This is a genomic window from Psychrobacter sp. M17(2026) (assembly GCF_055699815.1).
On sequence record NZ_CM146741.1, the window covers coordinates 1,983,661 to 1,996,606 of the forward strand.

10 protein-coding genes are annotated in these 12,946 nt (G+C 40.6%); 4 read left to right on the forward strand and 6 right to left on the reverse strand.

What is annotated here, in order from left to right; genetic code table 11:
- Window positions 1–190: 190 nt before the first annotated feature.
- The 4 genes from ndk to ACR63T_RS08375 form a co-directional block, all read right to left on the reverse strand.
- Window positions 191–622, reverse strand: a complete 432-nt coding sequence (ndk, locus tag ACR63T_RS08360) for a nucleoside-diphosphate kinase (protein WP_201569400.1) — start codon at window positions 620–622, stop codon at window positions 191–193.
- A 205-nt stretch (window positions 623–827) separates the two neighbouring features.
- Entirely contained in the window at window positions 828–2,522 is a 1,695-nt protein-coding gene (locus tag ACR63T_RS08365; RefSeq protein WP_472783676.1) for a hypothetical protein, read from the reverse strand.
- Window positions 2,523–2,603: 81 nt separating this feature from the next.
- The gene (locus ACR63T_RS08370) at window positions 2,604–3,893 is read right to left on the reverse strand and encodes an adenylosuccinate synthase (protein WP_472783677.1); all 1,290 of its coding nucleotides are present in this window, start codon (window positions 3,891–3,893) and stop codon (window positions 2,604–2,606) included.
- Window positions 3,894–4,022: 129 nt separating this feature from the next.
- Window positions 4,023–5,261 (reverse strand): ATP phosphoribosyltransferase regulatory subunit, encoded by a 1,239-nt coding sequence (locus tag ACR63T_RS08375; protein WP_472783678.1) that lies wholly within the window; start codon window positions 5,259–5,261, stop codon window positions 4,023–4,025.
- A 523-nt stretch (window positions 5,262–5,784) separates the two neighbouring features.
- On the opposite strand from ACR63T_RS08375, the gene ACR63T_RS08380 reads away from it, so the two are divergent.
- The 4 genes from ACR63T_RS08380 (at window position 5,785) to ACR63T_RS08395 (ending at window position 10,943) form a co-directional block, all read left to right on the forward strand.
- Entirely contained in the window at window positions 5,785–6,174 is a 390-nt protein-coding gene (locus ACR63T_RS08380; protein WP_201569405.1) for a DUF2237 family protein, read from the forward strand.
- A gap of 104 nt (window positions 6,175–6,278) precedes the next feature.
- Window positions 6,279–7,472 carry a magnesium/cobalt transporter CorA gene (gene corA, locus ACR63T_RS08385; RefSeq protein ID WP_305898416.1) on the forward strand — a complete coding sequence of 398 codons (1,194 nt, stop codon included), beginning with the start codon at window positions 6,279–6,281 and terminating at the stop codon, window positions 7,470–7,472.
- A gap of 246 nt (window positions 7,473–7,718) precedes the next feature.
- Window positions 7,719–9,338 (forward strand): RCC1 domain-containing protein, encoded by a 1,620-nt coding sequence (locus tag ACR63T_RS08390; RefSeq protein ID WP_472783679.1) that lies wholly within the window; start codon window positions 7,719–7,721, stop codon window positions 9,336–9,338.
- A 153-nt stretch (window positions 9,339–9,491) separates the two neighbouring features.
- Window positions 9,492–10,943, forward strand: coding sequence for a di-heme oxidoredictase family protein (locus ACR63T_RS08395; RefSeq protein ID WP_472783680.1), 1,452 nt, complete (start codon window positions 9,492–9,494; stop codon window positions 10,941–10,943).
- A gap of 83 nt (window positions 10,944–11,026) precedes the next feature.
- On the opposite strand, the gene ACR63T_RS08400 is transcribed toward ACR63T_RS08395, so the two are convergent.
- Together ACR63T_RS08400 and folD are read right to left on the reverse strand one after the other, a co-directional pair.
- Window positions 11,027–11,545, reverse strand: a complete 519-nt coding sequence (locus tag ACR63T_RS08400; protein ID WP_305898419.1) for a phosphate-starvation-inducible protein PsiE — start codon at window positions 11,543–11,545, stop codon at window positions 11,027–11,029.
- A gap of 121 nt (window positions 11,546–11,666) precedes the next feature.
- Window positions 11,667–12,554, reverse strand: coding sequence for a bifunctional methylenetetrahydrofolate dehydrogenase/methenyltetrahydrofolate cyclohydrolase FolD (folD, locus tag ACR63T_RS08405; protein WP_305898420.1), 888 nt, complete (start codon window positions 12,552–12,554; stop codon window positions 11,667–11,669).
- Between the last annotated feature and the right edge of the window lie 392 nt (window positions 12,555–12,946).

Here is a 12,946-nt window from a genome sequence, read left to right on the forward strand (position 1 = left end):
ACATTATAAAGCAATAGTCATGATGAGGGGAGATCATCTAAATTTCAATACAAGCGCTTTGATGACTTACTACCCTAATAACTAAAACGGCTTATACCCATAAGATATAAGCCGTTTTATGTGACTATTTAACAATGCTACAGAGTCATACTACAGCCATCAATTAGTAATAAATCAACAGCAGAGCATATTAACGCGTGCGAGCACAAACTTCGTCATCATTGAAGAAGTAGCTGATTTCGCGCTCAGCTGATTCAGCTGAATCTGAACCATGTACCGCGTTTTCATCGATGCTGCTAGCAAAGTCCGCACGGATAGTGCCTTTGTCAGCATCTTTTGGGTTGGTTGCGCCCATGATTTCGCGATGCTTAGCAATAGCGTTCTCGCCTTCTAGTACCGATACTAATACTGGGCCTGACATCATGAATGACTTTAGATCATTATAAAATGGACGTTCAGCGTGCTCAGCGTAAAAACCGCCCGCTTTCTGATCATCAAGTTGTAGCATTTTTGCGCCAACGATTTTTAGACCAGCTTGTTCAAAACGATCATAGATAGCGCCGATATGGTTGCCGCCAACCGCGTCAGGTTTGATAATAGATAAAGTACGTTCGATAGCCATGTAAAGCTCCTAGTTGATTACTAAAGCGGAATTTTAATTTATAAATTACTATTCATAAACTTAGGTATCAAAATATTAGCTTAGGCTATTTTAAAACTGAAAAAAACAAACCGATATTGCTAATAAATGATTGCTGACTATTATAATGATTAAGGCTATAAATGATAGGATTAATTTATGGAGTGTCACTATTGAAACGTGATAATTAATCTAAGTCTGATATAAAATCTTTGAACCATAAGTCTTGGTGTAACGACACTAAATCTGGATCTTCAAGTAAATGACTTTTATGCGGTAAAGTTTTATTTGCCTTACATGTCATTAGTTTTATCTTAGCTTCCTCAATTTTATCTAATCGAATGTAAGCACATGCAAGATTATAGACATCTTTGGATTCAAGTTCTTCGGCTATCAAAAGTTTTTCTAGCGCTTGCTGATTGTAGGAACTATCCTTTTCTAACTCAGCTAATCTCAAAAAACCTGTCCCTAAAAGAAGCTTATTATAAAAATATAACGGTTGAATTTTATCTGCTTTTTCGAACTTGGCAATACTTTGCTTATATGTTTCTATGTCTTGCGTTAAGTCAGCTACATCGTATAGAATTAGACCCCAATCGATATGAATTTCATGCATATTTGGTTGTAATTTTTCTGCTTTTTCAAAACGTGTAAAGATAGGTTCGAGCGTATCTTTTTTTATATCTAAATCATTGCTATTAAGTTCTAGCCAATCTTTGTTTGCTTGATTAATTTGTGCCCAAGCATACATATATTTAATTTCCTCACTTATAGTACTTGTATTATTGTTAACTAAATTTTTATCTATTTCTTCTTCTATGGCACTTATAACCTCATTATATTTACCCTTCATCATGAAATTTGATAACTCTGCTGAAAAAGACAGTGTTTGTTTTCCGAGCTCTACCATTTGCTGACGTAGGTCGCTTAATATATCAATTTTATCGTCAGTATTAGGTATTGGAAAATTAGTAACTTCGTCTAATACTTCTATCGTATGTTGAGCATGTTTAGTAAAAAATTCAGGTGAACATTCAAGATTTTGCATAAGACTTACAAAGAAATCATCTGCATCTTGCCCGCCAATATAATAAGCATGATTGCTATACTTTTTAAAGAAATCTTGCAAATGTTCTGGTATTTCGTTGTCATATCCGACCCAGAACAACCTTTGTTCGCCACAATAATGTTTATCAATTTGCTCAAAAAAGCCATCGTTAAAGCCACTGTAGCCTGCAACTATCACAGGCGATGTATTCAGAGTCTGAGCAATAAAATTAGTCATATTGTTAGCATGATTTTGTGTCTCATGTTCATCATTCAACTGCCGAAAACCGTAACTTTGACCATGCAAATAAATAATCGAAGGGTCAATAATGAGATTCTGAAGATTAACATCAGCATTAGTAAAGTCATAGATAGCAGGGTATAAACCAATTAATCCACAAGCTCGCATCAGTATGTTATCAAAATTAAAAGTTAATACTCTTTGTACATATCCATTAGTCATTAAAGATGCTAAACCAATATGCGCCCAATTGATACTTGCTTTTGCAATGTGATTTTGAAGCAACTGCCTTCTTTCTTGATGAGTTAAAGCATTCATACATTTGTTGTAATTGCTTCTATCTTCATCAGTTAAATTACTCAACTGCACATCAAATTTATCGTTCATTTCTGTAACTAGTTGACCTGCTAAAGGTATTCCTGAAGACTTAGAGCACCCTGCTCCTGTTAACATTACATAGGGATTTGCATTATCTTTAGCTTGTCTCATTAATTCAGCAATGTTAGCAATGCTGAAGGTCGGCTGCTTCTTATCAGAAGAAATCCCTAGTTCAATGAAAAATTTCTTATTAATTTGTTTTTTTATATTTGACATTGCTATCCCTATAAATGTGAAAAACCCCATGAAACAACATGAGGTTCTTATAATAAATTACAATAGTTGACTTTAGATTATCTAAGCATCGTACGGATCACGCAATACGATCGTTTCTTCACGATCAGGGCCCGTCGAGATAATATCAACAGGACAATCGATCAATGCTTCGATACGCTTGATATAGATTTTAGCGTTTTCAGGTAAGTCGTCATAGTTAGTCACCCCAACCGTTGACTCGCTCCAACCTTGCAGGGTCTCATACTTTGGCGTTACTGACTCATAAAATTCAGCATCATGAGCGCCTGCACATTCAGTCTCTGGCACATCATAACCGACACCGATGCGCAGCTCCTCCAAACCGTCTAAAACATCAAGCTTAGTCAAGCAAATCCCAGATAGAGAGTTCAACACTACCGCACGGCGTAAGGCCTCAGCATCAAACCAACCACAGCGACGCGCACGCCCCGTAGTCGCACCAAACTCATGACCGACTTTAGCTAAATGCGCGCCAACATCATCGAACAGCTCGGTTGGGAAAGGGCCACTACCAACACGAGTGGTATAGGCTTTGGTAATACCCAATACATAATCTAAGTATAGTGGTCCAATACCCGTCCCTGTCGATACGCCACCAGCGGTCACGCTTGAGCTGGTTACGAACGGATAAGTCCCATGGTCGATATCTAATAAAGTGCCTTGCGCGCCTTCAAACATCAAGTTCTTACCAGCAAGACGCATCTGATTTAATTCTTCAGTTACATCCGTAACCATGCCTTTGATGGCTTCTTTCCACTCTTGACACAGCGCAAAGGTCTCATCAAAATCAATAGCATCGACTTTATAATATTGAGTTAATTGAAAGTTATGGTATTCAATTAAATTACGTAGCTTTTCCTCAAGATCATCACGGAACAGATCAGCCAGCTTGATCGCACGGCGAGCGACTTTATCTTCATAAGCGGGACCAATGCCGCGACCGGTCGTACCGATTTTGCCACTGCCACGTTTGGCTTCGCGAGCTTGATCAAGCGCAACGTGATACGGCATGATAAGCGGGCAGTTTGGCGAGATACGCAAACGCTCGCGTACGGGTACATTGTTATCTTCTAACCCTTTCATCTCTTTAAGCAGGGCATCAGGTGCAAGCACTACACCATTACCAATAAAACAAGTCACCCCTTCGCGTAGAATACCTGATGGAATCAAATGTAGTACTGTCGTTTTTCCATCGACTACCAGTGTATGTCCTGCGTTATGGCCGCCTTGAAAACGGGCTACCGCTGAGGCTTTTTCGGTCAATAAATCGACGATTTTGCCTTTACCCTCATCGCCCCATTGACTTCCTAAAACTACGACATTCTTACCCATGATAAATCCTCAGATGTGTTGAAATGTATAATAAAACTTTAGCTTGATTAAGTATTAATTTATATTTATAAAAATTACTTTTGAAAACTATTAAGACTTTTGAAACAAATAATTTAAAGTAAATAACGACTAAATAGTTTCTAACTGCCAGTTGTCCTCGATCATACTCAAGCGATGACTGATATCTTTTGGACAGTCATTGGCATCTAATGGCATAGTGACGCGATAGCCTTTATTGCGTAAATCCGCGACTTGGCTTTGCAAATTCTGTAATTGATCACTAGTACCAGTAGTCATATCGCTATAATTAACCACAACTATATTGGCCGGCTCAAGCTCTATGTGCGCCAGCAATCGGCTAACATCCATACTAAAACCAGTAGCCTCACGAAGCTGCTGCATTCCATCAAAGCGCCCACCGCGTACTAGCGGCTGGGTCTCGCTATTGATATAGCCATTAAATACGATGCCCGTATGATAATGATAACCCGATAATTCAGTGATATCGATACTAACCTCACACTGCCACTGCTCTTGCAAATGGGTTTTAAGACGCTGTAGCTCCTCAACGGCTGTCGCAATATCGTTATCTTGCTGCGCAGTATTTGAGAGCTTCGCAGATAGCTGTGTCATATCATGACCAAACCGCGCTAAAGCATAAAAATCTGCGCCCATATCCAAGCTTTGGCAGACTCGTTTTAGCTCAGGCAGATTCTTATTGGCATACAGATGCATCAGCTGCTCAGTATCACTCTCGGACAGATCCGCTAACACCGATAAGCGCTTAAATATCGCTACATGCCCTAAGTCCACATGCAGATCAGCGCTCATATTAAGACTATTGACTAAGCTAAATAGCACATCTATCAGCTCAATATCAGCATCAAGCGACTCGCAACCAAAGATTTCAGCGCCTAATTGTAATGGTGTACGCGAACCGAACAGACCTGTCGGTAGCGTATGAATAACATCGCCTGCATAACAATAACGCGCAATGCCCTCACCGCCCCATTGCGCATCAATACGTAAAATCTGTGGCGTGATATCAGCACGTACGCCCATTAAGCGCCCTGTCAGCTGATCAATAATCTTAAAGGTTTGGCGCTTTAGATCCTCTGAGGCTTCACTCAATAAAGACTCTGTAAACTCAATCATCGGTGGAGAGACGAGCTGATAGCCCCTACTAATAAGCTGCTGAGTCAGTCGGTAGCGCAGTACTTCTTGCTTTTGCGCCTCATCAAACAACACATCGACCACCCCATCAGGGAGTAGCCAACTATTCGCCACTTCATTAGCAAAATTACTCAAATGAAAATTACTCAAGTAGGGATTAGAATCAGAGGTTACAGCGTTAGAACTAGCAGACACGATAAATCCTTGTTTGGCATAGCGCTTACCCAAAAGCGCAGCACTATTGAGATTTTGACATTGTTGTTAAGTAAGACAAATTTATAATGTAAAAGTGCATATCAATGACTCACAACTGACAAACTTTAAAAAAGCTATGAGGGTAGCACTACAAATATGATTCTGACACGCAACATTAAAGCTCAATTATAGAACTGAGTGCTAAATTTAACTATGCGCTTTAACTATAAATTATGATCATTCAAAATAACGAAACACTTAAATTTGAACGCTTAATGACCTGTCAACTTATGGCTTTAGTTTAGCATAGCAACTAAACTTCGCATAGCGACAATTGTGTTTGTCTCACACTTTTACAAGTTACCCTTAACTCATTTTACCTCTAACAAAATCTATTGATAACTAGATCTATAAATAAGGTAGCCAACCTTATTCGAGCGACAATTAGACCGGCTCATGCTACACTAGCGCATATTTTTATCATGCAAATTATCCAATAACAATCAACCTTTTAGGAGGCTTTATGTCATCTGATTATCATCCTAATCCAGCCGTCAATCAAACCAATGTTTTAGGTACGGCCCTTGCCAGCTGTTGTTTTGATCCTATTACGGGCTACTATCGTAACGGCTTTTGCCATACAGGCAATCACGATGTCGGTCAGCATACCGTCTGTGCCAAGATGACCAGTGAGTTTCTCAATTTTTCTGCCAGTCGCGGTAACGACTTGATTACCCCTCTACCTGAGTATAACTTTGCCGGTCTCAAACCTGGTGACTATTGGTGTATCTGTGCGCTGCGTTGGGTTGAAGCTCTAGACTTTGATATTGCACCACAGCTTAAGCTTGAGGCTTGCCATGAGAGCCTATTAGCCTTAGTCGATATTGAGACGCTAAAAAGCTATGCTATATAACGGCTATTTTTAGCTTTATCACGACTGAACTTACACTATTAATGAGTAAGTATTTATTAGTAATTATTCATCGTGATCACTGATAGCAACTTAAGGAGGGCAATATGCAAGACGATCATGATTTATCTGTTAAAAAGAGCACCCATATTGCACCTGATACTAATATAGATTATATCTATTCAGATATGATTGATTATGATAGTTACATCTACGGCGATGCAGATGCTACGCCAGAGGATACGCTTGAGACCATGACGGTTTATGATCCTGATGCCGATCGCTTTGAGGATATTGATGTCTCGAGTATGGATGAAGTGGTCAATTGCTATGCATACTCGCGTAAGACGGGCGAGCAAACGAGCCAGCTTGAGCTAAGCGATGTCAGTAAATCCCTGAAGAATAACAATCAGTTTATCTGGCTTGGTCTATATGAGCCGAGCTTGCAGACTATCGCCAAAGTGCAGAATGCTTTTGACCTTCATGAATTGGCTATAGAAGATGCTTTTGCTGATAATCAACGCGCCAAAGTGGAGAGCTATAATAACGACACCATATTCTTAGTGGTACGTACCGCTAAGCTTGAAGATAATTTTATTCGTTATGGCACAACAGCAATATTTATGGGTAAAAATTATCTTATTACTATTCGTATAGGCCCCTCGAACGCTTACACCCCTATCCGTGAGCATTGTCATTTACGTCCTGAAAAGCTCAGAATGGGGCCGATCTTTATTCTGCATGCCGTGCTTGATTTTATTGTCGATAACTATCTGCCAGTGACCGACAGATTGGGTAGCTATTTACGTGAGCAAGAGCGCAATATCTTTACTTACGAGTTCAATAAAAGCACGCTGAAAAACCTTTATGAAATTAAGTCGCAACTGGTACACATGCGCGCAGTAATCCTACCCGTACAAGATATTTGCAACTTCTTTATTAACCATCAAAAAAGCGATCTCGTTCCTGCCTTCCCTAATGCCGCAAAGCCCTACTTTCGTGATATCAATGATCATCTGCTGCGCTCACTCGATGCCGTTAATGGTCTAAATGAGATGTTAAGTTTGGCCATGGATACTTATATGGCTATGGTCAATATGGGACAGAATGAGGTCGTGCGTAAGCTTGCTGCATGGGCGGGTATTCTTGCCGTACCGACTGCTGTCGCTGGTATCTACGGGATGAACTTTGACTTTATGCCAGAGCTACATTGGCGGTATTCTTACTTTGTGGTTTTATTCTTAATCTTAGCGGCTTGTGGCTATTTATATTATAAATTTAAGAAAGTGAAGTGGCTATAAAGCAAAGCCACGCAAACGAAACGACAACATGATCATAGACTTCATTATTATTCTAAAAATTTAAGATCACTTTAGAAACTTTATACAGTCAGCTTATAAAACCAGCTGGCTGTTTTTTTGTATATTTTTTATATAGATATTGATAATAGTTATCATTTGTAATATTATTCGCATTAAATGTTTCTAGCTCATTGCTCTGTTACTTAGACAACTACTCTATTTTGTAAATCATATACTGAGACTTCTATGCGCTTATCCCCATTGGCTCAAGTTTTATCACTTTCAACGATGGTTTTGCTACTTACTGCTTGTAACGACAACAATGACTCTGATAATACTCCTGTCATCCGCGATGTTACCCCGCCATTATTGACTACAAACAGCGACTTTGATGACAGTACAACTGCCGTTGCTGCTAGTTTTATTTCAGGTCAAGTTCAAGACACTGGCGGGATCAAATCATTAACTTATGGAGTCAATGATAACCCTATTCAGACTCTTAGCTTAGATGCTGACGGCAACTTCACTGATACTATCTTGCTAGCATTAGGAGACAATCAAGTTACCTTAACTGCAACAGACAATGCAGATAATATCACTACCTCTACTAAGACTCTCTATTTAGGCGATACTATTGCCGCTGGTGGGTCTCATACTGGTGCACTTAGAGATGGGCATCTCTATAGCTGGGGACGCAATAACTACGGTCAAACTGGTCTAGGATCAGTCACTAAGTTATCTGAAAATAACAACTCGGTCATACCCCTACATCCCAATACGCCATTTATGATGAGCAGCACTCCTATAGACCTCATTAGCATTGGTTTTAACCAAAATCATTCCTTAGCCATAGCACAGGATGGGCGTGTTTATAGTTGGGGCGAAGACAAATCTGGTCAATTAGGTCGTGGTGATTTAGGTCGCGACAACTGTAGTAGCACTGAAGACTGCCGTCTTGATATTGGAGCGATAGCAAATATTGAGAATGCAGTTATGGTTGCACCAGGATATAGTCATAACCTAGTACTCACTCAAGATGGCACGGTTTGGGCAATGGGCGCAAATGGTCAAGGACAATTGGGCAATGCTACTATCACATCCAGTAGCAGTAGCATACCTGTCAAGGTTGATTTTTCGGCAGCAACTGACATTGGTCATATTGTGCAAGTTGCTGTCAGTTCTGGTAGCTCCTACGCGCTAGATGATAAAGGTCAGGTTTGGGGTTGGGGTAGCGATGATTATGCGAATTTGGGTAAAGGCATCGCTTGCACAACCGCTAATAATTGTATTAATGAGAATCCAGTGCCTGTGCGTATTACCGTTATTATAGACACAGCAACTGATGAAAAGGTTACTCAACTAGCCGCAGGTCGTGATCATGTACTAGCACTAACTAATAAAGAGTCTGTCTACGGTTGGGGGATTAATTCTAGTAGTCAAGTAGGCTACAACGGTCAACAATTTAAAGATACTGAGAACGCTTGGGACAGAACTATAACCGCTCCAACCAAACTACCTTGGTTCGCTGATAAAGAGGTAAAGCGGGTCTATGCTAATGGCAACTCTAGTTATGTATTACTAAATAACGGCAAAGTTTATCCATGGGGTATGTTTGGCGAGACCAATAGTGAAGGCCGAACTATATATAACAATTTAGATGAGCCCAATGATAACCTGCCGAGTTTGACAGATATTGAAAATATAGGTATGGGCGCTCTACATCTTATTGCACAAGACAAGAGCGACCACTTATATACTTGGGGTTGGAGCTTTGAGGGCTCAATAGGTAGCAAGCTCGCTACTAATATTTGGATGTATAACGTGCCCTTCTCTATTAGTCTACCTACTCAATCAGCTGTCAATTAAATCTATCCGTTAATAACTGATTACTTACTGGTAGTAGCACCATAATAAAAGGGCCGCATTAAATGATGTCGCCCTTTTTTATCCTATCTATTTATCATTATTTCTATTCATTATCATTTAACTCTATTTCCAATCACCCTGTTAGGTAACGCCATGTCTTTATTAATCAGCTCATTACCGAAACCTCATTCAATGTACTTATCTTTTGCAGCGCGCACAACATTACTCGTTTTAATAGTCGCTCTTAGCGCGTGTGGTGGCTCAGATGATGATACGCCATCAAGCAACCCAAACCTGCCCGACATACCTAGTAATCCTACTCCAGAAGTCGATACCAATTGGCTACCAGCAGGTGGCGTGGCAACTATCAGATCGGACATTTCACGACCGTTTTTACAGATTATTCCTACTCTACCAACGAGTAGTTTGGGCAATATATCAGCGGGTCGTGAGTTGTTTATTACGCAATGGACACCAGCAGGCGAAGGTCGCGTATTATTTGATGGTGTTGGCCCAATCTTTAATGCCAACGCTTGTACTCAATGTCATAGTAGCGAAGGCCGTCAGCCTACTTATGCACCCAATGGCGAGATGAGAGACGCTATCTTATTTAGATTAGGTAATAAACAAGGTATAGCTCACTCCTATTACGGTGAGCAAATGCAGCATCAAAGCATAGACTCAAGCGTCGCTACAGAAGGCAAAATGCTCTACGATGTTATCACTGCTGTAGATAGCCCTTTAAGTACTGTCAGCTTTAGCTTTATTCCTACTGACTCTAATCAGCCATTAGGCGATAGTGCTATCAGCGGACGGATATCACCGCAGCTGGTCGGTATGGGTATGTTAAACCTCATTCCTAATGTTGATATCATCGCAGCAGCAGACGCTGATGATGTCAACGAAGATGGTATTAGTGGTCGTGTACATTGGGTCATTGAAGGCAGTCAACAGCAAATTGGTCGCTTTGGCTGGAAGGCTATTAATTCAAGTCTGCGCATTCAAAATGCCAATGCTATGTCACAAGATATGGGCTTAACCACTTCAGTATTTGCAGAGCCTAATTGCACGGTTAGTCAGTTCATTTGTAAAACCTTGCCCAATGGTGGGTTTGCAGGTGGGCCTGAGGTCATCGATGAAAGCTTAGATGCGGTAACAGAGTTTATGACTGCCTTAGCTGTTCCTGAGCGTCGTATTGGTAATTTGCAAACCTTTAATCAAGGCGCTACTTTATTTGCTCAAACAGGCTGTGCTGGCTGCCATACACCTAAGCAAAAAACCGGAGATAGCCTGCGTTTTCCTTTATTATCCCAACAAACGATCTATCCTTATACGGATTTATTACTCCATGATATGGGCACAGGTCTTGATGATGGCGTAAAAGAGAAAAACGCAGAAAGCTATGAGTGGCGCACGCCACCACTTTGGGGTATTGGTATTGTCGCTCGTGATCCAGAGGCGCGGTTTTTGCATGATGGTCGCGCGAGTAGTTTGACTGAGGCGATACTTTGGCATGGCGGTGAGGCAGAAAGCACAAAAAACCGCTTTGAGCAACTTCCTGACGATGAAAAGCAAATCTTGCTAACCTTCTTAAACGGTATTTAAATTCCAAATTACAGCATTTGACACCATAAAAAAGGGCTTATTCGTTAGCCCTTTTTATGGTGTCAAAGTGATCATTCAGGCTTCTATTCGCGGCGATTTTTCGTACGGCTATCAGGTATCTGAGCATTATCAGGTAGCAGCGTTTTCATGATAGAAGTCCTATGCTGACCCTCTAAATTATCCTCTGGACGACCATAGGTTCTAGCCGTCCATGTCAGTATCACAATAGACGCACTCAATAAGATAATCACCACAGAAATCGTTGCGAGTAACCATAAATGAAAATAATCAGAGACGGCTTGTACATCCACCACTAAATGTCGTGACAATGCCGTTATCGCAATAAATATCAGAAACTGCACAGGTAGGCGATGGGTCTTAAAATAAATACCGATCATAGCGAGCAATTCTAAATAGATAAACAACATTAAGATATCTTTTAGCGCTGCTGAGCCTTTTTGAAAGATGTAAAAGAACTCTTTACCTGCCGTCCAGATCACAACTAAGCTGATCAAAAATAAAATGATATAGTGAGAAATATCAACGAACTCTCTGCCAATATGCTGTAATCGCTCATGAATATCTAGATTTTTTTTAGCCATTTGAGACCCTATCAACTTTTTTGTTTGGTTGATTTAGTCTGATACCACTCTATAGCATCAGACGCCTTATCTATGGTCAATAAATATTTAAATCCGTCATTTATTTGCTAAGCGTACTCGTCTATAAATCAGCTGATTTCTCAGCTGCGATCACCGTTTGGCGAATAAGGGTATTAATAGTCATAGGCCCGACGCCGCCTGGTACTGGTGTATAAGCACTGGCAATATTTTTAACACCACTCATTTCGATATCACCGACGCCGCCATTATCAGTAGGATGGAAGCCGGCATCGACTACTACTGCGCCCGCTTTTATCCAGTCCGCCTTGATAAGCTCAGGGACACCGACAGCACCAACGATAATATCTGCACGTTGCACATGAGCGGCTAAATCTTCAGTTCTGGAATGGCAAATCGTCACCGTACAATTAGCGTTGAGTAGCATCATCGCCATCGGCTTACCTAAGATAGGACTACGACCGACGACAACCGCTTGCTTGCCTGAAAGCTCAATATGGTGATGATTTAGCAAGTGCATGATGCCTTGTGGCGTACAAGAGCCAAAGGCTGATTCCTGCATACTCATACGACCAAAACCTAAGCAAGTCACCCCATCAACATCTTTTGCTAGATCAATTTTCTCAAAACAGGCGCGCTCATCAATATGACTCGGTACAGGATGCTGAAGCAAAATACCGTGGACATCTTGATTATTATTAAGCTCATCGATCTTTGCCATTAACTGCTCAGTAGTCGTTTCACTTGGCATCTCAACCTTAATAGAATCCATACCAACTCGCTTACAAGCATTGCCTTTCATGCGCACATAAGTCGCAGAGGCTGGATCAGCACCAACCAAAATCGTCGCCAAAATCGGCGTACGTCCTGTCTTGGCTTTGATACTTTCAACGCGGCTGTATAACTCTTGTTCTATCTGCTTGGCAAGTATTCTGCCATCCAAAACAGTAGCGGAATCTTGAGAAGCTGGCGACTCTTGAGCAATTGACATGATAACTCCAGTAGAAAAAGCAATAAAAAAGGACAGCGCGCGTAAATATCTTACAGGCCTGTCCTTTGCTAAGTGAGCGTTTGATAGCGGTTATTGTACCTTTGTTCCTAGCAAAAGCCCAGCCACATGCACCATTCAGCATAAAATCTAGCAAATTTTTTGTCGCAAAATATAACTTGTTAAAACTGAATGGTCAGGGTACCTACCCGTTTATAACGTCTATAGATTTGAGCTCAGAACCATTATAGGGTATTCTCTTGGAGTATTAATGTTACCTAGGTTTAACGCAGTTGTAGTCTTATTTATCAATAGTAATGCCAAAATCACTATATTTACCTTATAAGAATGCAACCTAATTTTTTGCAATTGAATAAAATCAAGTGTGCAACTCA

What these genes read in the sequence shown, in the direction of transcription:
- ACR63T_RS08365 (WP_472783676.1), bottom strand. Translation starts at nt 2,522, where the DNA reads ATGTCAAATATAAAAAAACAAATTAATAAGAAATTTTTCATTGAACTA.
- ACR63T_RS08395 (WP_472783680.1), top strand. Translation starts at nt 9,492, where the DNA reads ATGTCTTTATTAATCAGCTCATTACCGAAACCTCATTCAATGTACTTA.
- corA (WP_305898416.1), top strand. Translation starts at nt 6,279, where the DNA reads ATGCAAGACGATCATGATTTATCTGTTAAAAAGAGCACCCATATTGCA.
- ACR63T_RS08400 (WP_305898419.1), bottom strand. Translation starts at nt 11,545, where the DNA reads ATGGCTAAAAAAAATCTAGATATTCATGAGCGATTACAGCATATTGGC.
- folD (WP_305898420.1), bottom strand. Translation starts at nt 12,554, where the DNA reads ATGTCAATTGCTCAAGAGTCGCCAGCTTCTCAAGATTCCGCTACTGTT.
- ACR63T_RS08380 (WP_201569405.1), top strand. Translation starts at nt 5,785, where the DNA reads ATGTCATCTGATTATCATCCTAATCCAGCCGTCAATCAAACCAATGTT.
- ndk (WP_201569400.1), bottom strand. Translation starts at nt 622, where the DNA reads ATGGCTATCGAACGTACTTTATCTATTATCAAACCTGACGCGGTTGGC.
- ACR63T_RS08390 (WP_472783679.1), top strand. Translation starts at nt 7,719, where the DNA reads ATGCGCTTATCCCCATTGGCTCAAGTTTTATCACTTTCAACGATGGTT.
- ACR63T_RS08370 (WP_472783677.1), bottom strand. Translation starts at nt 3,893, where the DNA reads ATGGGTAAGAATGTCGTAGTTTTAGGAAGTCAATGGGGCGATGAGGGT.